Annotated in this window: 18 protein-coding genes; 10 read left to right on the top strand and 8 right to left on the bottom strand. The window is 69.4% G+C overall.

All coding sequences use genetic code 11. The features are described from left to right. Positions 1 to 152: 152 nt before the first annotated feature. From KRR26_RS11455 to KRR26_RS11445, 3 genes are all read left to right on the top strand, one after another. Positions 153 to 908, top strand: coding sequence for a lysophospholipid acyltransferase family protein (locus KRR26_RS11455; protein ID WP_120203137.1), 756 nt, complete (start codon positions 153 to 155; stop codon positions 906 to 908). A gap of 72 nt (positions 909 to 980) precedes the next feature. Next, entirely contained in the window at positions 981 to 1,868 is an 888-nt protein-coding gene (locus KRR26_RS11450) for an EamA family transporter (protein ID WP_120203136.1), read from the top strand. A 13-nt stretch (positions 1,869 to 1,881) separates the two neighbouring features. Continuing rightward, positions 1,882 to 3,015 (top strand): THUMP domain-containing class I SAM-dependent RNA methyltransferase, encoded by a 1,134-nt coding sequence (locus KRR26_RS11445; RefSeq protein ID WP_120203365.1) that lies wholly within the window; start codon positions 1,882 to 1,884, stop codon positions 3,013 to 3,015. A gap of 1 nt (position 3,016) precedes the next feature. On the opposite strand, the gene KRR26_RS11440 is transcribed toward KRR26_RS11445, so the two are convergent. The 3 genes from KRR26_RS11440 to KRR26_RS11430 all read right to left on the bottom strand — a co-directional run bounded on the left by KRR26_RS11440 (position 3,017) and on the right by KRR26_RS11430 (position 6,295). After that, a complete protein-coding gene (locus KRR26_RS11440) occupies positions 3,017 to 4,612 on the bottom strand; it encodes a sensor histidine kinase (protein ID WP_120203134.1) in 1,596 nt (531 codons plus the stop codon). Between the two features lie 218 nt (positions 4,613 to 4,830). Continuing rightward, positions 4,831 to 5,907 (bottom strand): TIGR02266 family protein, encoded by a 1,077-nt coding sequence (locus KRR26_RS11435; protein WP_328707111.1) that lies wholly within the window; start codon positions 5,905 to 5,907, stop codon positions 4,831 to 4,833. A gap of 13 nt (positions 5,908 to 5,920) precedes the next feature. After that, positions 5,921 to 6,295 carry a response regulator gene (locus KRR26_RS11430; RefSeq protein ID WP_120203131.1) on the bottom strand — a complete coding sequence of 125 codons (375 nt, stop codon included), beginning with the start codon at positions 6,293 to 6,295 and terminating at the stop codon, positions 5,921 to 5,923. Positions 6,296 to 6,794: 499 nt separating this feature from the next. Here KRR26_RS11430 and KRR26_RS11425 point away from each other — a divergent pair, with 499 nt between their 5' ends. Together KRR26_RS11425 and KRR26_RS11420 are read left to right on the top strand one after the other, a co-directional pair. Further along, positions 6,795 to 7,589, top strand: a complete 795-nt coding sequence (locus KRR26_RS11425) for an SDR family NAD(P)-dependent oxidoreductase (RefSeq protein WP_217079808.1) — start codon at positions 6,795 to 6,797, stop codon at positions 7,587 to 7,589. A 42-nt stretch (positions 7,590 to 7,631) separates the two neighbouring features. Then, complete coding sequence (locus tag KRR26_RS11420; RefSeq protein WP_217079807.1) at positions 7,632 to 8,690, top strand: SDR family oxidoreductase; 1,059 nt, start codon at positions 7,632 to 7,634, stop codon at positions 8,688 to 8,690. A gap of 18 nt (positions 8,691 to 8,708) precedes the next feature. Here the strand turns inward: KRR26_RS11420 and KRR26_RS11415 are convergent, their stop codons facing one another. The 3 genes from KRR26_RS11415 to KRR26_RS11405 all read right to left on the bottom strand — a co-directional run bounded on the left by KRR26_RS11415 (position 8,709) and on the right by KRR26_RS11405 (position 13,365). After that, positions 8,709 to 10,298, bottom strand: a complete 1,590-nt coding sequence (locus KRR26_RS11415) for a DUF2029 domain-containing protein (RefSeq protein ID WP_217079806.1) — start codon at positions 10,296 to 10,298, stop codon at positions 8,709 to 8,711. A 391-nt stretch (positions 10,299 to 10,689) separates the two neighbouring features. Beyond that, positions 10,690 to 10,884, bottom strand: coding sequence for a hypothetical protein (locus tag KRR26_RS11410; protein WP_120203099.1), 195 nt, complete (start codon positions 10,882 to 10,884; stop codon positions 10,690 to 10,692). Between the two features lie 150 nt (positions 10,885 to 11,034). After that, complete coding sequence (locus KRR26_RS11405) at positions 11,035 to 13,365, bottom strand: transglycosylase SLT domain-containing protein (protein ID WP_217079805.1); 2,331 nt, start codon at positions 13,363 to 13,365, stop codon at positions 11,035 to 11,037. 373 nt (positions 13,366 to 13,738) lie between these two features. Here KRR26_RS11405 and KRR26_RS11400 point away from each other — a divergent pair, with 373 nt between their 5' ends. From KRR26_RS11400 to KRR26_RS11385, 4 genes are all read left to right on the top strand, one after another. Further along, positions 13,739 to 14,734 carry an SMP-30/gluconolactonase/LRE family protein gene (locus tag KRR26_RS11400; RefSeq protein ID WP_147422887.1) on the top strand — a complete coding sequence of 332 codons (996 nt, stop codon included), beginning with the start codon at positions 13,739 to 13,741 and terminating at the stop codon, positions 14,732 to 14,734. Between the two features lie 142 nt (positions 14,735 to 14,876). Further along, on the top strand, positions 14,877 to 16,940 hold the full coding sequence (locus tag KRR26_RS11395) for a S46 family peptidase (protein ID WP_217079804.1): 2,064 nt from the start codon (positions 14,877 to 14,879) through the stop codon (positions 16,938 to 16,940). Positions 16,941 to 17,128: 188 nt separating this feature from the next. Next, positions 17,129 to 19,066 (top strand): S8 family serine peptidase, encoded by a 1,938-nt coding sequence (locus tag KRR26_RS11390; protein ID WP_217079803.1) that lies wholly within the window; start codon positions 17,129 to 17,131, stop codon positions 19,064 to 19,066. A 156-nt stretch (positions 19,067 to 19,222) separates the two neighbouring features. Next, positions 19,223 to 20,116: a hypothetical protein gene (locus KRR26_RS11385; RefSeq protein ID WP_217079802.1), complete on the top strand. Its 894-nt coding sequence runs from the start codon at positions 19,223 to 19,225 to the stop codon at positions 20,114 to 20,116. A gap of 67 nt (positions 20,117 to 20,183) precedes the next feature. Here KRR26_RS11385 and KRR26_RS11380 read toward each other — a convergent pair whose 3' ends face one another. Then, positions 20,184 to 21,377, bottom strand: coding sequence for a hypothetical protein (locus tag KRR26_RS11380; RefSeq protein WP_120203089.1), 1,194 nt, complete (start codon positions 21,375 to 21,377; stop codon positions 20,184 to 20,186). 18 nt (positions 21,378 to 21,395) lie between these two features. Continuing rightward, positions 21,396 to 22,364, bottom strand: coding sequence for a prolyl aminopeptidase (gene pip, locus KRR26_RS11375; protein WP_120203088.1), 969 nt, complete (start codon positions 22,362 to 22,364; stop codon positions 21,396 to 21,398). A gap of 260 nt (positions 22,365 to 22,624) precedes the next feature. On the opposite strand from pip, the gene KRR26_RS11370 reads away from it, so the two are divergent. After that, positions 22,625 to 22,816 (top strand): hypothetical protein, encoded by a 192-nt coding sequence (locus KRR26_RS11370; protein ID WP_217079801.1) that lies wholly within the window; start codon positions 22,625 to 22,627, stop codon positions 22,814 to 22,816. The last annotated feature ends 1 nt before the right edge of the window (position 22,817 follow it).

Genomic DNA, 22,817 nt, shown 5'->3' with positions numbered 1-22,817 from the left:
CGCATGAGACATTCTTCGGGTTCGCCCCCAGGATGGCTCGAAGCGTTGGCTGCATGACGGCATGGCCTGCGAGCGGCGAAGGGTTCCGCGTCACTCACTGACCTGGACCCTGGGGCGGGACTACATCTGGAGAGGAAGGAGTTTCCAGGCGCGTGCTACGAGCTCTCTTTTTCCTGCTGTCCCTGCTGCCGGAGGGCCTTCGCCGCCGCATCGTGCGCGGGCTCATGCACTGCGTCTGGTCCACGATGGCGCGCGAGGAGGTGCTCGGCCGGGAGAACCTGCCGGACGAGCCTTGTCTCTTCATCTGCAACCACCTGTCCAACGCGGACGGCTTCACGTTGTTTCGCGCGTTGCGTCCGCGTCACATCGTCTTCCTCGCGGGCGTGAAGTTGCAGGGCACGGTGATGACGCGGCTCGCCACCGAGTCGATGGACACCATCTGCATCAAGCCCAACTCGCCGGACATCGAGGCGCTGCGGCGCTCGGTGGACACGCTGAAGAAGGGCGAGTCCGTCCTCATCTTCCCGGAGGGAGGTCGCAGCCGCACTGGCGCGCTCTCCGAGGCGAAGAAGGGCGTGGCGCTCATCGCCAGGCGCGCGGGGGTGCCCGTGGTGCCGGTGGCGCTGGAGGGCACCGAGCGGCTGATGCCCATCAACGACACGGACATGGGCGGCGAGCACGTGCACCGAGCGCACGTCACCGTGCACGTGGGGCAGCCCTTCCGCGTGGAGGACCTGGAGCCGGAGACGCTCGGGGCCGCGGACCCCCGGCAGGCGCTGGTGGACGCGATGATGCGCCGCGTGGCGGAGCTGCTGCCGCCCGCCTACCGGGGCGTCTACGCCTCCGTGCCCGAGCCCGCTGAGGCTCCACGGGTCCGGGAAGCTCCCCTGGCCCCGCTGCAGGGGTGAGCGGCCCGCACGGCCAGCGCGAGGCGTGCTTCCCAGAGGCAACCCGGGCGGCGTGAGGTTAGCGTAGCGGGAATGACCGCCGTGCCCGCCGCCCGTTCGTCTCGAACCCTGTCCCCCGTCCCCGCGGTGTTGCTCGCGGTCATCAGCGTTCAGGGAGGCGCGGCGGTCGCCAAGGAGTTGTTCCCGGCGCTGGGCGCGGCGGGCACCTCGGGCCTGCGCATCTCGCTGGCCGCGCTGGTGCTCCTGGCCGTCTTCCGCCCTTCGATTCGAACGCTCACGCGCGCGCAGTGGCTGGCGGTGATTCCGTATGGCGTGCTGCTGGGCGGGATGAACCTCTCGTTCTATCTGGCGCTGCAACGCATCCCGTTGGGGCTGTGCGTCACGGTGGAGTTCCTGGGGCCGCTGGCCGTGGCGGTGTTCGGCTCGCGGCGCGCGTCGGACTTCCTGTGGGTGTTGCTCGCGGCGGTGGGCATCGGGCTGCTCGTGCCGTGGACGCGGGGCGAGGGCGCGTTGGACCTCGTGGGCGTGCTGCTCGCGCTCGTCGCCGCCGCGTGCTGGGCGGCGTACATCGTGACGGGCGGGCGCGTGTCCCGACTGTTCTCCGGCGGGCAGGGCGTGGCCATCGGGATGACGTTCGCGGCGCTGACGGTGCTGCCGGTGGCCTTGGCGGGAGGCGTCGTGTCTCGCCTGACGCCGGGCCTGTTCGCGGCGGGCCTGGCGGTGGCGGTGTTGTCGAGCGCGCTGCCGTACTCGCTGGAGATGACGGCGCTGCGGGTGCTGCCCAGCCGCACCTTCGGCATCTTGATGAGCTTGGAGCCGGCGGTCGCGGCCATCGCGGGCCTGCTCTTCCTGCGGGAGCGGCTGTCCGTCGTGCAGTGGCTCGCGGTGCTGTGCGTGAGCGCGGCGTCCGCGGGCTCCGCCCTCACCGCTCCTCGGGCTCCTCCCCCGGTCGAGGCCTGACGTGGATACGCCCATGAGAGGCCGAGACACGCGCGGCGCCGAGCGCGTCTATGTGTCAGCGCTGCCGGGGTTGGAGCCCGCGCTGGAGAGCGAGGCGCGGGAGCTGGGCCTCGCTCCGCGCGCGGTGGAGGGCGGCGTGGAGCTGGAGGGCGCGCCGGGGCTGCATCAAGAGGCCAACCTGCGCCTGCGCACCGCGAGCCGCGTGCTGCTTCGCCTGGGGACCTTCCGCGCGTCCCACGAAGAGGCGCTGGAGAACGGGCTGGCCGCGCTGCCGTTGTCTCGCGTGTGGGCGGGAGGCGCGCCGCCTCGGATGTCCGTGACGCTGCATCGGACGGGCGTGCCTGGCGCGGAGACGGTGATGTCCGCCGCCGCGCGCGCGTGGGGCCTGCGCACGGTGGAGCGCGCGGGGCCGCTGGATGAAGAGACGAGCCCAGGCCTCACGATGCTCGTGCGCGTGGAGGGCGAGTCGTTCACGGTGAGCGTGGACACCAGTGGCGAGCCGCTGTACCGCCGCGGCTATCGCCAGGAGGTGAGCCGCGCGCCCATGCGCGAGACGCTGGCGGCCGGCATCCTGCGACTGGCGGGCTACACGGGCGCGGAGCCGTTGGTGGACCCGATGTGCGGCTCCGGCACGTTCCTGGTGGAGGGCGCGTGGATGTCCATGCGCCGCGCGCCAGGGCTCGGGCGGACGTTCGCGTTCGAGTCCTTCCCGAGCTTCGACGCGCGCGCCTGGGCGGAGCGACGCGCGAAGGCCGAGGCCGAGGCGCTGGATGCGCCGCGCGCGCCCCTGCTGGGCTTTGACCTCAACGCGGGAGCGCTGGGCACGGCGAGGCGCAACGCGCGGCGCGCGGGCGTGACGTTGACGCTGGAGCGGCACGACCTGAAGACGTTGGCCACGCCCGCGACGGCGCCGGGCTTCGTGGTGGCGAACCCGCCCTACGGCAAGCGCGTGGGCGAGGCCGAGGACCTGCCGGGCCTCTATCGCGCGCTGGGGGCCACGCTGCGGCGGTCGTTCCGGGGGTGGCGCGTGGCGCTCATCGTTCCGGAGGACGCGAAGCTGGTGGGGCAACTCGGGCTGGACGGCGCGAAGAGCCTGCCGGTGCGCAACGGCGGGCTGCGCTGCCGGTTGTTGCTCGCCTCGCCCTGAGTCAGGCGCGCGGCTCCAAGGGGAGCACCAGCTCGAAGCGGGCGCCGCCCTCGGGCCTGGTGCCCGCGCGCACCTGCCCCCCGTGCGCGAGCACCACGCGCCGGACGATGGCGAGGCCCAGGCCTCGGCCATTGGCGCGGGTGAGGAAGAAGGGCTCGAAGACGCGCTGCGGATCCACGCCGGGAATGCCCGCGCCGGTGTCCTCCACGCTCAGCGAGACCCCCTCGGGCACGCGCGTCACGCGCACGCGCACCGCGCCGGGCTCTGGCGCGGCTTGCAGGGCGTTGCGCAGCAGGTGGGTGACGGCGAGCTGGAGCAGCGTCTCGTCCGCCTGGAGCAGCGGCAGGTCCTCGTCCTCGCGCACGTCGACGGGAGGACTCGCGGCGCCCGGGCGTTCACGAAGCAATCCGAGCGCGCGGCGCACCAGCTCGCCCAGGTGCAAGGGGCGGGGGCGGGGCTCCAGCGGGCGCACCACGTCCAGGAGGTCTCGGACGATGTCCTCCAGGCGGATGGCTTCCTCCTCCAGCATCTCCACGGCGGAGATGCCGGCCGTGCCCAGCCGTGCCTCGCGCTTGAGCACCGCCACCGCGTTGAGGATGGCGCCCAAGGGGTTGCGCACCTCATGCGCCACCACGCCCGCGGCCTCGCCCAGCACCGTGAGCCGCTCGCGTGCGACCAGCTCTTCCTGGAGCCGTGACAGCTCGGCGAGCCGCGCCTCCGTGTCGCGGTGGTGGCGCACGTTCTCCAGCGCCCCCCCCACGAGCTGCGCGAAGAGCTCCAGCGTGCCCGCGCCCGCGGGCGTGAGCATCAGGCCCTGCGCGGAGAAGATGCCGTAGGGCTTGCCGCCCACGAAGATGGGGGCGTCCAGTCCGCGCGTGCCCGGGGGATAGGTCCGTACGATCAGCGAGGCCACTTCGGGCGCATGGAGTCGGCGCACGACCTCGAACAGGTCCGGATGGAACAGGGCCCGGCGCTGCGCGAGCACCGCCTCCAGGTGCGGCATGCTGGCGCGCGGGAAGCGCACCTCGGACATCGCCTTGCCGTACAGCCGCTCGGCGGCGGCCACCGTGTCCGCGTCCTGGCGCATGGGGCCGTGCCGGAGCGACTCCCCATCCAGCAGCATGAAGGACACGTGGAAGCCCTGCCGGTGCACCGCCTCGGCGGCCAGCTCGAGCACCGCGTGCTCGTCCCGGCAGCGCAGCATCTCCGAGGCCGCCATCGCGAGCGCCTCGCTCAGCCGCAGCACCGCGTCCTCGCCCTCCGCGTCGAGCCACAGCAGCACGTGCTCGGCCGGCGTGATTCCCGGCAGGCGGCGCAGGCCCCGGACGTGCTCGGGCTCTCGTGCCGCGCGCACCCGGAGCCACAGGGGGGGCTCTGGGGACAGCGGCGCACGGGCGGGGTCCACCGGACCCTGTCCCGGGGCGAGCAGTCGGGTCAGCAGCTCCGTGGGGGTGCTCGGCGGGCGCGCCCCAGGGCCGAGCAGCTGGGCGAGCGCGGGGTTGACGTACACGACCCCCGCCTCGCGCACGACGGCGGCGGGCAGGGGCAGGCCTTCGAGCAGCCGGTACTCGGCGGGCGGGACGGACACGGGCGCCATCCTGGGAGGCGCCATCGCCCGGCGCAAGGTGTCCGGACACGCGATGCAATCACGAGAAGCCGACGCCGTAGGAAGGGGCGCAGGGATTGACCAAGGGGACGACGATGAAGTTCTCGAATGTGATGGACCGCGAGGATGTCGAGCTGAAGGCCGTCGTGGCGGTGATGGCGACCTTCGTGATGGCCGCGGGCGTGTTCCTGGGGCAGTTCCTGTAGCCGTCAGGGCTTCTTCACACGCCGCTTCAAGTACTGCTGGATGAACTCCCGCTCCTCGGGGCGGAGGCTGCTCAATCGCAACCCGTAGCCGCGCGGGTTCTTGCCATCATCCAGCGAGTTCTCCCAGATGACCGAGCTGCGCATCGTCATCACGCGCGCTGGATCATCGAACCGCAGGGTCAGCTCCACCTGAGTGCCCAGCCGCAGCGGCTTGTCTGTGGCGATGAAGAGTCCGCCAGAGGACAGGTTGATGATGCGGTGGTCGGTGAAGATGCCCGCGTTCTGGAGTGACACCTTCACGTCCGCGTGGATGCGGTCGTCGGTGCGGCGCTCCAGACCCACGAACTCCGCGCTCGCATACGTCGGGGCCGCGGGCGCAGGAGCCGCGCGACGCACTGGCGCGGGAGGGGGCGGTGCGGGTGGCGCGGGCGGCGGAGGAGTGGGCGCTCGGGCCACCGGGGTCATCACCGGAGGCGGCCGAGGCGGTGGCGCCGCTGGCGGCGGTGGGCGGGCGACGTTCGCCGCGGCAGGTGGTGCGACGGGCGCGGGAGCCGGGGGCGGCGGCACGGTCGTGCTGACGTCCAGCCGCGGAGGCGGTGCCCGGGGCGCCGGGGTCGTGTTCAGCGTGTAGAGGGCTTCGGCGTCGCGCATCCGCCGTGACAGGAAGTCGAAGATCTCCGCCGACACCTTCTTCAGCTCCGGGTGCGTATCCGGCGACAGGTGCTCGGGAGAGAAGCGCTTCGCCATGCGGAAGAAGGCCAGGCGCACCTCGTCGAGGCTCGCGGTGGGCTTCATGCCGAACACGTCGAGCGGTCCGAGGTTCAGCAGCCCGCGCAGTTGGGTGCGCAGGCGCTCGGCCTGCTGGACCTCCATGGAGGGCGTGGGCTGCGCGGCGGTGAAGAGGTCGCGCACCTCGGCCAGCTCTTGGATGGGCAGCCAGGTCGTCCCGTCGCGGGACGCGCGCACCGCGGCCTTGAGCCGACCGGAGGCGATGAGATCTCGAAAGGCCTGGAGGGTCAGGGGGCCCAGCACGCGGCCGAGCGAATCCCCCACCCAGTAATTCACAACGGAGGACGACACGGGCACCTCTGGGTCAGTGGGCGAGCGCCTGGCGGACGGCGGAAGCAATCTCCAGGGGATGGAAGGGCTTGCCCACGAAACCCACGGCGCCCGCGGAGATGGCCTGCTCCACCACCGGCTCCGCGTCCATGCTGCTGATGACGAGCACGCGCGTTCCCGGCGACACGTGCTTGATGGCTCCCAGCACTTCGAGCCCGCTCTTCTTCGGCATGAAGAGGTCCAGGAACATCACCGCGGGCTGCTCGCGCTCGGCCACGGCCAGACCTTCTTCGCCATCCGCTGCCTCGAGCACGCGCAGGTCGATGCCCGTATCGGTGATGACGTCCTTGAGGATGCGACGAACGAAGCTGTCGTCATCCACCAGCAGCAGGGTGGGAGTGTCAGACATAAGGACGCGCATGATACGCGCGCGCCCGGTGTTTGGGCCAAAGCGCTGAGCCCTCGGGCCGCAGAACTCGCACGCAGCCGGGCCCACTTGCGCGCGGAGTGAAGCTGAGCGCGGCGTCACAACCGTGCGCTTGAAAACGTTCAGCCCACCAGCACCTCTATCCCCAGGGCCACCTCCGCGGGACGAGGGGGCGCGTGGTTGTGCTCGCGCGGCACAAGCGTTGTGCCCGAGGTCTCGTGGCTCGCGGGCCGCGCCTGGCGCATATCGCGCTACCACCGAAGTGCTGAGTCGCTCGGTGGGGCCCAGCTCGTGGCGCGTGTCCGCGCAGGGGGCCTTCAAGCTTCCTGAGGCGGACAGCCCATGGCTGTCGTCCTTGTCATCGGCCGGGCTCCCCAGTGGGCTCGGTGCCGTGGGGCGCGGCGTGAGTGCCGGGCTCCGCGTTCACGTCGTGCCCGGGGCCGAGCGTCCCGGGCACCTTCCTTCGAGTGAGTGCCCTGTCATGAAGATTGACCTGTCGAAGAAGACCGCCATCGTCTCCGGCTCCACGGTTGGAATTGGCTTCGCCATCGCGAAGCGGCTCGCCGAGTGCGGCTCGGTCGTGGTGGTGAATGGTCGCAAGCAAGACTCCGTGGACAAGGCCGTGGCCGCGCTGAAGAAGGCCGTGCCAGGCGCCACCGTGCGCGGCGTGGCCGCTGACCTGAGCACCGCGGCGGGCACCGCGGTGCTGCGCAAGGCCGAGCCCACGGCCGACATCCTCATCAACAACATGGGCATCTTCGGGCCGCATGACTTCTTCGAGATCCCAGACGAGGAGTGGTCGCGCTTCTTCGACGTGAACGTGCTGTCGGGCGTCCGCCTGTCGCGTGAGTACCTCCCGAGCATGGTGTCCAAGGGCTGGGGACGCGTCGTGTTCATCTCGTCCGAGTCGGCGCTGAACATCCCGGTGGAGATGATCCACTACGGCGTCACCAAGACGGCGAACCTCGCGGTCTCGCGCGGTTTGGCCAAGCGGGTCGCGGGCACGGGCGTGACGGTGAACGCGGTGCTGCCGGGCCCCACGCTGTCCGAGGGCGTGGAGGCGATGCTGAAGGACTCCGCCGCGAAGGCGGGCCAGTCCATCGAGGAGGCGGGCACGGCCTTCGTGCGTGAGCACCGCTCCTCTTCGCTGCTCCAGCGCATGGCCACGCCGGAGGAGGTGGCCAACCTCGTGGTCTACGTCTGCTCGCCGCTGGCCTCCGCGACCACGGGCGCCGCGCTGCGCGTCGATGGCGGCGTGGTCGACACCCTCGCCTGAGCGAGTCCTCTCCTGCTGTCGCGACACTTTGCAAGGACACCCATGAATTCCCATCACAAGGTCGCGCTCGTCGTTGGCGCGCAAGGCGTCATCGGTCGAAACCTCGTTCAATATCTCTCCACATTGCCGGACTGGGACGTCGTGGGCCTGTCTCGCCGAGGTGGCGACGCGCAGGGGCGAATTCGCCACGTCGCGGTGGATCTGCTCAGCGCCGAAGACTGCCGCCAGCAGCTCGCGGGCCTCACGCACGTCACGCACATCTTCTACGCGGCCTATCAAGACCGGCCCACGTGGGCGGAGCTGGTTCCGCCCAACCTGGCCATGCTGGTCAACGTCGTGAACGCCCTCGAGCCGATTGCCCCCGGTCTGCGGCACATCAGCTTGATGCAGGGCTACAAGGTCTATGGCGCGCACCTCGGGCCGTTCAAGACGCCCGCTCGCGAGACGGACGCGCCGCACATGCCGCCTGAGTTCAACGTGGACCAACAGGCGTTCCTGGAGTCGCGGCAGCACGGCAAGGCGTGGACGTGGTCTGCGATTCGTCCCTCGGTGGTGGGGGGCTTCGCGCTGGGCAATCCGATGAACCTCGCCATGGTCATCGCGGTCTACGCGTCCATGTCGAAGGAATTGGGGATTCCGTTGCGTTTCCCGGGCAAGCCGGGCGCGTATGACAAGCTGCTGGAGATGACAGACGCGGGGTTGCTCGCCAAGGCCACGGTGTGGGCGGCCACCCGCGAGCAGTGCGCCAATCAGGCGTTCAACATCAACAACGGAGACCTCTTCCGCTGGAGTGAGATGTGGCCTCGGCTCGCGCGCTACTTCGAGCTGGAGGTCGCGCCGCCCCTGCCCATGTCGCTGGACGTCGTGATGGCGGACAAGGAGCCCGTGTGGGCCGCGATGCAGCGCAAACACGGGCTCGAGCCCACGCCCTACCGCGACGTGTCGTCCTGGCGCTTCGGTGACTTTGTCTTCTCCTGGGACTACGACATGTTCGCGGACGGCTCGAAGGCGCGCCGCTTCGGGTTCCACGAGTACGTGGAGACCGAGGCGATGTTCCTCGGACTGTTCGACGACTTGCGCCGCCGGCGCATCATCCCGTGAGCCGCGGCGCCGGAGGGCTCAGCAGCCGGGATGGGACGCCGTCGGTGAGCGGGGGCAGGGGCGTTCGGCGCGGAGGGATTCGTCGCGGCGCTCCCAGACTCCGGCTCCGGGGACCTGCTCCAGCGGGCGCTCCGTGAAGTGCTCCGCGAGCCAGTGCTGGCTCGCGGGATTGAGCTGACGTTGCCCCCGCGCGCCCAGGATGGCGATGTCACACCGTGACAGCAGCGCGCGCATGCCGAGCTGGGAGCCCTCGGCCTGGAAGGCCTCCTGGATGGTGGCGTAGCGCGTCCCCGCGGCGATGGCCTCGCCGAGCATCAGCGCATATGGATCCACGGCTCGGGGCGCGTCCTGAACGTGGGGCGGAAGTCGGTTGGCCACGAGTCCCCACGAGGGCTCAAAGGCACACACCGTGGTGTCTTCGGTGGCCTGTGCGTAGACGTGCCGGGCGAGCTGAAGCTCCATCGTGGGACCCGATGGGAGGCCTCGCGCCAGCTCCCGCGCGGGTTGGAGCGCCGCGAGCACCACCGCCGCCGCGACCGCAGGGCCTCCCATTCGGCCCAGGCGCTGTCCCCAGCCCACCAGCGTCGCGCCACCCAGGCCCGCGAGCAGCGCCAAGGTTGGCGTGAGGAACGCGTTGTAGGTGGTGTAGTAGCTGTGCGCGAACAGGTAGCTGATGACCGTGAGCACGTAGGCCGTGGCCACGAACCGCTCCACGGGACGCTCCTCGCCTCGGCGCAAGACAGCCCGCGTCAGTGCCACGACCAGGCCGAGCAGCACCAGCGCGACGACGAGCGCACGCCGCTCGGGCAGCATGTCTTGCAGTCGCGTCCAGCGGTCGAGGAAGCCGTCCTCGGGGCGGCGGAGTTGGAACTGGACCGCCTGCTGCCAGAACGCGCCGGGTGCGCGCGCTGCCAACGGGCCCACCACGGTCACGGCGGTGAGGGCGCCCGCGAGGACGAGGTTCATCGCACGGCGCCAGCCCATCGCCGCAGGCCGGGACAGCAGCGCGGCGACTCCCCAGATGCCTCCCAGCGCCTTCACGCAGACGGCGAGGCCCGCGAGGACTCCCGCGCGCCATGCCCGCGGTGCTCCATCGCCGCGCCGCATGAGCCAGACGGTGGCGAAGCCCAGGCAGCAGAGGTTCAGGAGCGGGTCGATGAACGGGCCTCGCTCCAAAGTGATGGCTTCCGGCTGGACCGCGTAGGTGGTCGCCGTCACGACGGCGGCCACAGGGCCCCAGGTCTTGAGTGACAGGCGACCTGCGAGGAACGTGTTGAGCGCCCCGACCCCCGTGGCCATCCACCGCGCGAGCGCGAACGCGGACGCGGGGCCCACAAGCGATGTCCACGCTGACGCGAGGGACCAGAGCAGCAGTGCGCCGGGCGGATGCACGAAGGTGAAGTCGCGGTAGGGGAGCTTGCCCTGCCAGAGAAGGGCGGAGGCGCTGAAGTAGACGCCTTCGTCGTAGCTCGTGAAGTAGCCCAGCGCGCCGTGCCGATGCAGGAAGGGCAGGGCACGCAGGACCCATGCGCCCAGGGCGATGACGCCGAGCGCGAGCTGCCATTTCCTGCCGCTGTTGTCCCGAGGTGTCGGAGCGAGTGTTGTCAACCCGACAGATGTTACTTCGGAACCCGGCCGATTCCTCCAATCGTCTCTGCGTGCCTCTCCCGATGTCTCCCGGGCCAGCCAGGGCATCCCCTGGAGGTTGGGGTCGATCCCTGTGACCCCGCGCCGATGTGCGAGAACGCGCGGCCTTCTCCTCCGCGCCGGGGCCACGGTCCGCCGAGCGAAGGCACGCTGTGGCGCCGCGTCATGTCCTTCCGCACGCGTGTCACCCGCGACGTGTGCGCCTGACGTCGCTTGCCCCCTGCTGATGCCAGCGCATGTCTTTCGGGCGGAATGGCTGGCGAAACAGGCGGTGCTGTCCGCGGAGCAGGACGGTCCGAGCCTCGAGCCCTGGTGCGGTCGAGTCTCGGACCGGCCCGCGAGAACGACGACGTCAGTAGCTGTAGAAACAGACGCAGACGTTGACGTCGCACCGGCCGTAGGAGAACCCGTCCTCGATGCACTGATTCACGCAGTTCACTTCGCAGTAGGAGAGCGGCTCGGCCGGTCGATTGAGGGCCTGGGTGCCACCAAATGAAACGACCGCGCCCAACGTCATCGCGAACAGCAGCTGCCCGAGCTTCTTCATGGCGTGACTCATCTTTCCCTGAGGGGTGGAACCGACGGCATGGACAGACGGCACTGCGGACTCAGACGCTAGGCCGCGAAACATGTGTCTTGCCATGGGGCGTGAATCACTCAGCGCCCGGGTGTCCCCGCGGACTCCAAACCTGGCGCGCTACAGCGGCGCGCGCGTCAGCCAGGTATTGGGCGAGGTCCGAGGCGCGTAGAGCAGCTTGTAGGCGTGCGTGCTGCCCAGCACGTGCTTGACGTACTCGCGCGTCTCCTCGAACGAGATGTGCTCCACCCACTCGTCGAGCTCGGCGCGCGGCAGGTCTCGCCTCCATCGGTCCACCGCCGCGGGCCCCGCGTTGTAGGCCGCGACTGCGTAGGCGGGATTGCCATCGAAGCGCACGAGGAGCTGACCCAGGTAGGCCGCACCCAGGCGGATGTTCTGCGCCGGCTGGAGCAGCGCGGCCTCGTCCACCGATGGAATGCCCAGCGCACGCGCGACCGCCTGGGCCGTGTCTGGCATCAGCTGCGCCAGCCCGAGCGCCCCCGTGGATGAGCGCGCCCGGAAGTTGAACCGGCTCTCTTCTCGGATGAGCCCCTGGAGCAGATCCGGATCGACGCGCGAGCGACGGGCGTAGCGCTCGATGAGCGGGCGGAATGCGAGCGGCCAGGTCGCCTCCCAGACGGGACGGGAGGTGGGGGTCAGTGGTCCCTCGACCTCCTGGCGCAAAGACACACGCGCCACTTGTCGCGCGGCCCAGCCTCGGCCCGTGCGCCGGAGCGTTTGATACAGCAGCCGCGCGGACTCTTCGGACAGGGCGCGCGTATCGACCGCGAGCAACTCGTCCACCGCGCCGGGCTGCCCCAGGCGGAGCAGCTCGACCCCCGCCAGGAAGCGCGGGTCGTGTTGGAGCGGACCCGGCGGCAGCGGCCACAGCTCCCCCGTGAGTCTGCCGGCGTCAGGCGTTGCCACGGGCGGGGACAAGGGGCGCGACATCTGCTCGGGCGATGACAGCGCGAGCCGCGCGCGCGCCAACATCCCGTACCACGTGGCGGGCCGCTCGGCGGCGATGTGCTCATACCGAGTCAGCGCCGCGTTCGTGGCGTCCCCTGACTCCAACATTCGCGCCTGCCAATACCGAGCCCGCCATAATGACTCGTCGGTGCGCGCCGCCACCGGGAGCTTCTCCACGGAGGCGAGTGAGGCAATCGCGGCCGGTGTGTCGCCCTGGCGCACGTGCAGCCAGAAGGCGCGGAACAGGGCCTCGGCGGCGAAGTTGCCCGTGGGATAGCGGCGTGCCACGTCTTCGTACCGCGTCAGCGCGTCATCCTCCTGGCCCGTGCGCTGGAGCAACCACCCCTCGAAGAAGAGGGCGTCATCCGCGTAGCCATGCGCCGGGTAGTCATGCGCGAGCGTGGCATAGGTGGCGATGGCCGCCTCGGGCTCCACCACCGACTGCGAATACGCCAGGAGGTAGAGCGCCTGCGGACGTTGCTCTGGCGCCAGGCAGTGCTCGACCACGGGCGTCAGCACTTGAATGGCGCGGCGATGCTGGCGCTCCTTGCGCAGGGCTCGGCCTTGCAACAGGCGCACGCGACACGCCAACTCGTCCGGAAGCGGCGCCAGCGGACCCGCGTGGGCCAGCAGGTCCATCGCGTCTTGATTGTGATGCAGCTCCACGAGCGCCTCGGCGCGGCGCACCCGCCACTTGAGTGGCAAGGGCAGGCCGCGCAGCCGTTGCCTCGCGCGGTCGCCCTCGCGTGAGAGGGGACTGGTGGCCCAGACCTCCAGCAGCGCGCGGTGCTCCACGTTGTAGAGGCCCTGCGCGCGCGCGAGGTCACACAAGGTCAGCAAGGCCTTGAGCCGGAGCGGATCCGGCCCGAGCGCCTCTCGGCTGTCGATGAACTCCTGCAAGGCTTGCAGGGCGCCCGGGATGTCGCGCTGCCGCTGGAGCAGCTTCGCGAGGCGAAAGCGCGCCTCGGGGTAGAGCGGCGAGCGGGCCTCGACGGAGCGGTAACGCGCGATGGCCTCCGTGGGCTTGCGCAGCCGTTCGAACGCCTGGGCGGCGCGCATCCAACAGTGGTCTCGGAGCGGGACGTAGTCCTCGGCCAAGGCGGTGAACTCTCGCGCGGCGGTGGCGGCGTCGCCTGACTGGAGTGCGCTCTGCGCCATGAAGAAGCGAACGGGCTGCGTGGGCTCGCTCTGCTCCAGCAGCTTTCGCGCGCGCTCGTAGTGGCCTCGCTCGAACTCCGCGCGCGCGCGACCGAGGCCCCCCTCCGCGAGGTAGGGTGCCAGGTGCTCCGGGCCGAAGGTCGCGGCCTCCTGCGGCTCACCCGTCAGTGGCGTGACGGGGCTTTCGAGCAGCGCCTCCAGGTGTTCGTCGGAGAGCACTTCGTCGGGCTCGTCGGGAGGCGCCGCCTGGGCCCAGGTGGTTGCTGGGCCCAGCAGGTTCGCGCAGGCGAGGAGCACCGCGGTTGTGCTTCGAAATCCATCCATGGCAGCCCTCGTCCTCCGACATGGGTTGGATGGATTGTCACGACCGGCGTGGATGGGACTGGGCCTCGCGCGAGGCTGTCCTGAGCGCGTCGGCCAGCGGATATCGTGGGCGGTCGCGCGGGTGGCCCTGCTCGAAACACGACGCCGATGTGTCTGTTGGCGCGTAAGCGGTCCTGGGCGCCAGTGGCGCAGCCGACCACCTGCTCGGCCGCGCATCCGTGTCCGATATGCGTCCCCACACGGTGCGTTCAATGGTTCGCAACGCGCGATCGTTCGCGCGACGCACGACTCGCTCACGCCCGGGCTCGAACGCTTCGGGCTGAAGCGCGTGACGGAGTCGTGTTCGGTCGGTACCCCGGAGAGGAATCAGGACATGCACGGACGCTGGATGATGGCCGCGCTGGTCGCGGCGGGTGTGCTCGTGGGCTGTAGCGGTGCAGGGACAGGAAGCGCTGAGCCGCCGCTGCTCTCGCAGGCTCAGGGGGCCCGCGCGGCCACGCGTGCCGCGCGCCGCTTTCCAGAGCGACTGCACATCCCCGTGCCGGACTTCTTCCCAGAGGGCATCGCGCACGCGAGCGACGGCACCTTCTTCGTGGGCAGCTACGCGGATGGTCGCGTGATGCGGCAGCGCCCCAGTGTGCCGTGGATGGAGCCCTTCCTTCCTCCGACTGGACGCGCGGTCGCGGGCATGAAGGTTCACGACGCCACCCACACCTTGTGGTTGTGCGACCTGGACCTCACGCAGCAGACGCCGGATCAACTCCGCGCCTTCGATTCGCGCACGGGCGCGGCGCGCGGTGCCTGGGCCTTTCCGGCGGGAGGCTTGTGCAATGACCTCACGTTGGACTCGCAGGGCACGGTCTACGTGACGGACTCGTTCCTGGGCGTGGTGCGGCGGCTCAAGCCGAATGGGAAGACGTTGGAGCCGTGGGCCTCGGACCCCGCTCGGTTCATGGCGCCCCCGGGTGTGCCAGGGCTCAATGGCATCGCGTGGAGTGAGGGCGCGGTCTACGTGGTGAAGTACGACAGCGGGGACCTGTTCCGAGTGGACGTGCGCCCGGATGGCAGCGCGGGGGCCATCACCGCCATCACGCCCGACGCGCCCATCGGATATCCGGATGGCATCGTGTTTCAGGCTCCGGGCGTGCTGCTCGTGGTCGACAACGACAACGGTCGCTTCCTGAAGTTGAACCTGTCGGGCGACTCGGCGGCGGTGACGGTGCTGGCCACGGGGTTCGACAATCCCACCACGGTGGCGCTGCATGACGGGGACGCCTTCGTCGTCCAATCCCAGTTCGACCACTTCTTCGGCGTGGACGCGACGCCGCCGGACATGCCCTTCGCGGTGAAGCGCGTCTGGCTGCGATAGGCCCGAGCGGCGGTGGTGTGTCGTCCGGTGGGCGAAGGGGCGGGGGCCATGCTTTCCGGACGACACACGCCTTCCAGCGGGCATGACCCGCGAGGTCGGAGCGGTTCCAGTGCCGCGCCGAACCGTCAGGAGGGAACCCGCCATGAGACGACCGCTGCTGCTCGTCTTGATTCCCCTGGTCGCCGCCACCGCGCGAGCCGACGAGGGCATGTGGACGTTCAACAACTTCCCCACCGAGGCCGTGCAGAAGAAGTACGGCTTCCAGGCCACTCCCGAGTGGCTGGAGCAGGTGCGCCTGGCTTCGGCGCGCCTGGCGGGTGGGTGCTCGGGAAGTTTCGTGTCTCCGCAGGGGCTGGTGATGACCAACCACCACTGCGCCCGCGAATGCATCGAGCAGCTCTCCACCGCGAAGCGCGACTACACGCGGGATGGCTTTGTCGCGCGCACGCTGGCCGACGAGCGGCGCTGTCCCACCATGGAGGTGAATCGGCTGCTGGAGATTCGCGACGTCACGCAGGGCGTGCAGCAGGCCACGCGCGGCCTGGAGGGAGAGAAGTTCGAGCAGGCGCAGCGCGCTGTCTTCGCGAAGCTGGAGGGTGAGTGCGCCCAAAGCGCGGCGCTCCGCTGCGAGGTGGTGACGCTGTATCAGGGCGGTCGCTACGACTTGTACAAGTACCAGCGCATGCAGGACGTGCGGCTCGTCTTCGCGCCCGAGGAGGCCATTGCCTTCTTCGGCGGAGACCCGGACAACTTCGAGTTCCCTCGCTATGACTTCGATACGTCCTTCGTACGCGTCTACGAGGATGGGAAGCCCGCGCGCACCGAGCCGTATTTCCGCTGGAGTCCTCACGGGGTGAAGGAGGGGCAGCTCACGTTCGTGTCGGGCAATCCCGGCAGCACATCGCGGTTGGATACGCTCGCGGAGCTGGCCTATCAGCGAGACTTCGCGCTGCCGGAGCGGCTCTTCTGGTTGGCGGAGCTGCGCGGCCAGCTCACCCAGTTTGCTCGGCGCGGGCCGGAGTTCGCGCGGACCTCCGAGGGGCTCTTGTTCGGCGTGGAGAACTCCTACAAGGCGCTGCGCGGCCGTCGCGCGGCCCTGGTGGACGAGCGCTTCTGGGCGCAGCTCGCCGAGCGCGAGCGCGAGCTTCGCGACAAGGTCAACGCGAACCCGCAGTGGAAACAGCAGTACGGCGGTGCGTGGGACGCCATCGCCGAGGCGCAGGAGAAGCTCAAGCCCCTGCGCAAGCCGCTGCGGATGCTGGAGCAGGGCGCGGGTTCCGGCTCGGACCTCTTCGCTCACGCGCGCGCGTTGGTGCGGGCGACGGAGGAGCAGAAGAAGCCGAACGAACAGCGGCTCCGCGAGTACACCGAGTCCAAGCGGCCCGCGCTGGAGCAAGAGTTGATGAGCACCGCGCCCGTTCATCCCCAGGTGGAGGAGCTCACGCTCGCGTTCTATTTGTCGAAGCTGCGGGAGGAACTCTCCCCGGACTCGCCGGTGGTGCGGAAGGTGCTGGGCAATGAGTCTCCAGAGGAGATGGCGGCGCGTCTGGTGAAGGGCACGCGGCTGGGCAGCCCCGCGGTGCGCAAGCAGCTCTACGAAGGGGGCGCGGCGGCCGTTGCCGCGTCGAAGGACCCGATGATTGTGCTGGCCCGGGAGTTGGATGGTCCCGCGCGTGAGGTGCGACGGACGTATGAGAACGAGGTGGAGTCCGTTCTCAAGCGCAACAGCGAACTCATCGGGCAGGCGCGTTTCGCCGTGTATGGCACGCGCATCTATCCCGATGCGACCTTCACCCCACGCCTCTCCTATGGCTCCGTGCAGGGCTATACGGAGGATGGCAAGCAGGTGGCTCCGTTCACCGACGTCGCGGGTCTGTACGCGCGCGCCACGGGGCAGCCACCCTTCAAGTTGCCACAGAGCTGGGTGAAGGCCCGTCCCGCGCTCGATCCGAAGACGCCGATGAACTACGTGACGACCAACGACATCATCGGCGGAAACTCCGGCTCGCCTGTCATCAATCAGGACCTTCAGATTGTCGGGCTCGTGTTCGACGGGAACATCCAGTCGCTGGGCGGAGACTACGGCTTCGATGCGGCGGTGAATCGCACGGTCGCCGTGGACAGTGAGATTCTCGCCGAGGGACTTGCCAAGGTGTACGGCGCGCAGCGTCTGGTGAAGGAGCTGGGATTGGCTCCTGACAAGTGAGTCGTCTTTGCCCCGGTTCACGTGACAGGATGAAATTGATTCGCAGTCCAATCGTGGATACCCATGCAGTTTCTCATTGGGGGTTCACGATGGCGTCTCGTGGTTCAGTCTTTCGATTCATCCTGCCGTGGTTGTCCTTGGTGTCCGTCGTGGGGTGCGGTGGCTCCGTCCCGGAGCCCGCGACGCCGATGGCTCACCAATCGAAGGCCCTGGAGACGAAGGAGGTTCGCAGGTTCGTCCCGGGGCGCATCATCGTGAAGTTCATCGCGGATGCGAACTCGGGCAAGCGCGTGTCGTCCGTGGCGTTGAGTGGCTTCGTGGCGCAGTCGCTGCGGCCGTTGAGCACGGGCGCGGAGCTGTGGTCGCTGGCCTCGGATGGCTCCTTGCCCGAGGCGACGAGCATCGCGGAGGAAGAGGCCCGCACGCTGTCGGCCATCGAGTCGCTGCGCAAGCGCGCGGATGTCGAGTACGCCCACGAGGACCTGTACCTGGACTATTCCTCCACGCCGAATGATCCGCTGTATCCGCTTCAGTGGAGCTACCCGGCCATCGATTTGCCGCAGGCTTGGGACTACGTGACGGGCAACGTGACGGTGGCGCTGCTCGACACGGGGCGGCTGAACCATCCGGACCTGGTGGGGCGCTGGACGACTGGACGGGACTTTGGCGTCACGCCCGCGGACTCCGACCCGACGGATGACGGCACGTGGCATCACGGCATGCACGTGGCAGGGATTGTCGGCGCCAACACGAACAACAGCGTGGGTGGGGCCGGCATCTGCCAGGGCTGTCCGCTCATGCCGGTGAAGGTCTCCATCGATGACCACCCGGTGATGAGCAACGTGGACGAGGCCATCATCTGGGCCTCCCAGAATGGCGCGCGGGTCATCAACATGAGCTTCGGCACGGGGACGCAGAACGCGCCCTGTTCCGCGTACCCGGACATGCAGGCCGCGGTGAACTTCGCGGTGGCGCACAACACGGTGCTGGTGGCCGCCGCGGGCAATGACAACTTCGACACCAGCAAGGTGACGCCGGCTTCGTGCACGGGCGTCATCGCGGTGGCGGCGAGCACTCGGGCGAACGTGCGCGCGTCGTGGAGCAACCGGGGCGCGCGGGTGGACATTACCGCGCCGGGTGGCGGCCCGGGCTTCTATGGCAATGGCATCAATTGCCTGAACGATGGAACGGAGTACTCGGGGACGGACGGCGTCGTGTCGAGCTGGGCCATCGTGAAGAATGGCACCACGTTGTTGCCATCCGACTACTGTTATCGCTACCTCAGTGGCACGTCGATGGCCGCGCCTCACGTCGCGGGCGTGGCGGCGCTGCTGCTGTCCCAGAACCCGGCGTGGACTCCGGCGCAGGTGACGGCGCGGCTGAAGGCGACGGCCACCCCGATTCCTGGCTGCACGACGGACTGTGGCACGGGCCTGCTCAACGCGCTGCGCGCCGTGGCGCCGCCGCTGGCCATCCCCAGCTTCGCGTGCAGTTCCTCGCAGGGCACGTTCTCGTGCTCGGGGACCGTGGCGGGCGGCATGGGCAATTATGTGTATGGCTTCGCGGGGGTGGCCAACGCGACGGTGACGGCCACCTCGGGGAGCACGGCGACGGGCACGTGCACGCCGAATTCCGCAGCCACAGTGCGGATGACCGTGACGGACCGGGACGGAGTCATGGCGAACCGGGACGCGTCCTTCACGTGCGGGGCGTTGGTCCGGGATGCTCAGTTCGGCGCGATGATGACGCCCGTCACGGTGTACGCGGGGCGGGCGTTCACGGCGTCGGTGACGATGCGGAACACGGGCACGCAGACGTGGACGGCGGCGGACAACTTCAAGCTGGGGGCGCAGTCCCCGCAGGACAACTCCACGTGGGTCCCGAGTACGCGGGTGTTGCTGGCGCCGTCGGATGCCATCGCGACGGGGCAGCAGAAGATCTTCACCATCAACGCCATCGCGCCCATGACGCCGGGGACCTATCCGTTCCAGTGGCGCATGGTGCAGGAGTTCGTCACCTGGTTCGGGGAGTACACGCCGGTTCGGACCATCAACGTGATTCCGGACCCCTGCTATTGCCCGCCGGGTGGCGAGTGCCCGGCGGTGGTCTGCCCTGAACCGATGTAACGCGTGTCATGCCGCCAGGACTCCCCGTGGGTCCTGGCGGTGCTCCCGTGCACAGGTGTCTGGCTTTTGTGGACTCAAGGTGATGGGACCGCGCGTGAAGGAGAGAGGATGGAACCATGAGGATTTGCTTGGCACCCCGCCTGTGAACCTGCGGACATGTTTCGAATCCTCGTGACTCTCGCCTCGTTGCTCTTGATGACGGCATGCAGGACGACCGCGCATGTGATTTCTGCGCCCGTCGTTTCAACGCCCCAGGCTTCGGCTCCGATTCCTGCCGCCCAGGTTTTGGAGGAGCGCCTGGATGTTGCTCGATTGGGTACCATGCCGCAGCGATGCAGCGCGACCTCGCCGCGCTTCGAGAGGAACTGCTGGGTTGGGTTCGCTGCTGGCGCTCGAGCCGAACTCTCCGGTGAAGTGGGCCTGTCGCTGCTGTCCATGGGGAAGGAGGCCGAGCATCCGAAGAAAGAAACGATGCAGGACAACATCGGGCAGGCGTATCAGAACAAGGGAGACCATCCGAACGCGCTGAGGCACTTCCAGGCGGCGTCCCAACTCATGCCCGATGATTGGCGGGCCCTCGCGAAGCTGGTGCAAGAGCACGCAGCGCTGGACCAGCCTGTGGCGCGCGATGCGGCGAGGGCTCGGCTGATGAAGCGTCATGCCGACGGGAAGGTGGAGAGCGCCTTCTTCGTTCGCGAGCAATTCCAGGTCGGCGAGGCGAAGGTGATGGTCGCGGAGAACTTCAAGTTCGAGGACGCCAGGGCCGTTCGTTACACCTTCTACGTGACGAAATTCGGGGCTGACGGCGCTGCACCGGACTCAAGGATGAGCCTCGGCTCGTATGAGTTCACCCAGCCCGCGAAGGCCGCCAATCCTTCGGCGAGTGCCGAGCGGATTTTCCACTTCGACTTTTACGAGGGGAACTCCCGGCACTTGACGTACGCGTTCTTTGACGGGGAGCCTTCGTCTGAAGTCGCGCGCAAGTTGGCGGTCGCGGTGCTTCGCGACGAGGTGAAGCCCATCTCAGGAACGACGGTTCAGCGCGAGTAACCCTCACGGCTCAGTGTCTGCCCGCCCGCGATTCCTTGCGTGGGCGGGCATCTTCAACGGCGCGGTGCTACTGCGCGCCCGTGAGCTTGAGGTGCTTGAAGTAGTCGGACTCCGCGATGGCTCCGGCGAAGTCGAAGGAGACGTCGCGGTGGTGCGTGTCCCAGCCTCGCACCAACTCCAGCTCCCACAGGCTGACGAGCTGCGTGCGCGAGCCGAGCGCTTCCTGCGGCGGCTCGGGCAGCGTTCCTCCCGCCGCGCGGATGTTCGCGAGCGCGCCTCGGTCAATCTCTGGCAGCGCGGAGGGCTTGAGCATCCGCAGCTCCAGCAAGTGTCCAGAACGGTCCTGCGTCAGCCGCATGAGCATCCGCCGCTTGCTCCGCACGTCCGCGCCCGCCTGCGACTCCAGCGCCACCTGCGTGGAGAAGTTCGACGTCAGGTCCTCGCCGCCCAACGTGCGCGGCATGAAGCCCGGCGTCACGCCCGCCAGCGGCGAGCCCGACTTCCCATACGCCTCCGCGCGCTGCTGCCACGAGTTCAGGAAGTCCTTCGTGCCGTAGCCTCGGCTGCGCAGCGTCTCACTGCCCAGCTTGGCCACCACCGGTTCGGGCTTCCATGCGTCGAACAGCGCCTGCCCCAACTTCTGGAAGTACGGGTGCACCGCGCCTCGCGTCGCTCGACTGAGCGCGAGCGCGTCCTGCGCCGTCTCGCGCACCAGTTGCTCGGGCGACACGCGCCGGGGCGCCTGGATTCCCGGGGCGTCTTCCGTCTCCTCTTCCGGCGGCAGGTCGTTCCCCGCGGTCTGGGCCAGCGCCGACGCGGAGGGGATCAGCGAAACTGGCCCACGCTGTCCGTCGGTCCTCGCGCGCGGCACGTCCGAGCCCGGCGCCGCCGTGGGCATGTCTGTCGCGAGCACGGGCCGATCCGACCCGGCTCGCGGGGTGTCCGTCCCCTCGGTGGGTTGCTCCGCCTTCGCCGGCGCAGGAGCGGGCGCGGTCGCCACCGGCTCGGGTGCCTTGGGCGTGACGGGCCGCCGCACGATGGCGGGCGCTCTCGGCGGCGCGGGGGGAGGCGTGGCTGGCGTGACGGGCGCCGGCCGCTTGCGCTCGATGATGCTCACCTGGAGGGGCGTCCGCTGCGGAAGCACGGGCGCGGGAGCCTTGGCTCGCGACAGCCAGAGCGCCGCGAGCCCGTGGACTCCCAAGCTGACGAGCAATGCCCACGTGAGGAACGAGCCGTGGCGCCGAGATTGGGGCTTGCGCATGAGGACGAGGGACTCCGCTCAGTTCCCGGTGCGGAACCGGTCCGTCGCCTCGACGAGCGCGGACGTGTTGCCCGGCTCGTTCGCCGAGTGGCCCGCGTCCGGGACGATGACGAGCTCTGCCTCGGGCCACGCGCGGTGCAGCGCCCACGCACTCTCGGGCGGGCACACGACGTCGTATCGGCCCTGCACGATGACGGCGGGGATGTGCCGGATGCGGTGCACGTCGTCGAGCAACTGCGTGTCGCTGCGCAGGAAGCCCTTGTTGACGAAGTAGTGGCACTCGATGCGCGCGAACGCGAGCGAGAAGTCGTCCCCCGCGTTGCGCGCGACCAGCTCCGCGTTGGGGTACAGGCAGCTGGTGCGGCCTTCCCACACGCTCCACGCCCGCGCGGCCTCCTGCCGCACCCGCATGTCCGTGCTCATCAGCCGCCGGTGATAGGCGGAGAGCAGGTCGCCGCGCTCCTCGGGCGGAATGGGGTGCAGGAAGTGCTCCCACGCGTCCGGGTACATCGCGTCCGCGCCGCGCTGGTAGAACCAGTCAATCTCCTGCTTGCGCAAGAGGAAGATGCCGCGCAGCACCAGCTCCGTGACGCGCTCCGGATGCTTCTGCGCATACGCGAGCGACAGCGTGCTGCCCCACGAGCCGCCGAAGAGCTGCCAGCGCTGGATGCCCAGGTGCTCGCGCAGGCGCTCCATGTCCGCCACCAGGTCCCAGGTGGTGTTGTGCTCCAGGCTCGCGAACGGCGTGCTCCGGCCGCACCCGCGCTGGTCGAACAGGATGATGCGGTAGACGCGAGGGTCGAAGAACCGGCGCTGCTTGGGGTCCGTGCCGCCGCCAGGGCCGCCGTGGACGAAGATGGCGGGCTTGCCCTGCGGGTTGCCGCACTCCTCGAAGTACAGCTCGTGCCCGTCGGTGACGGGCAGGCGACCAGTGCGGTAGGGCTCGATGGGCGGATACAGGGTGCGCGGCGGGGTCGGGGAGGACACGTCATTCCTTCCGTGGCAGCAGGGTCGACGCCACCCTAGCAGAGCGTCCCCAACCCGGCCGGTGACGGAAAATTTCCGAGGCGGCCCCGCTCAACACGGCCAGTGCCCCGCCGGCCGAGCGACCTGTCCACCACTCCACGCTGTCCCCCTGTCCGCCTCCAGGGGCTCCGCCGATGTGACGGTGAATTGACCCGAGTGCAACGAGGCCTTTGCGCGAGCCAGGGACACTGCTTGCGCACTCCCAACCCAGGAGCGTTCCCATGAACATCGCCTCGCTCATCAATTCCCCCAAGCCGCCAGCGCCGCCCCGTGCACCGCGGCGGCTCCAGATGGCGCGCCTCCAGGCCACCGTGCTCGCGCAGGGCGCGGTGACGGGCCTGCGCGATCAGGTGATGGCGTTCCGCTTCATGCGCGGCGTGCTCACCGGCGCGGGCCTCGCTGCCGTGAAGTAGC

Source organism: Citreicoccus inhibens (genome assembly GCF_019039035.1).
GTDB classification, from domain to species: Bacteria; Myxococcota; Myxococcia; order Myxococcales; family Myxococcaceae; genus Citreicoccus; species Citreicoccus inhibens.
Note: the sequence above shows the minus strand (reverse complement) of the source record. Positions and strands in the feature narration are given on the sequence as shown.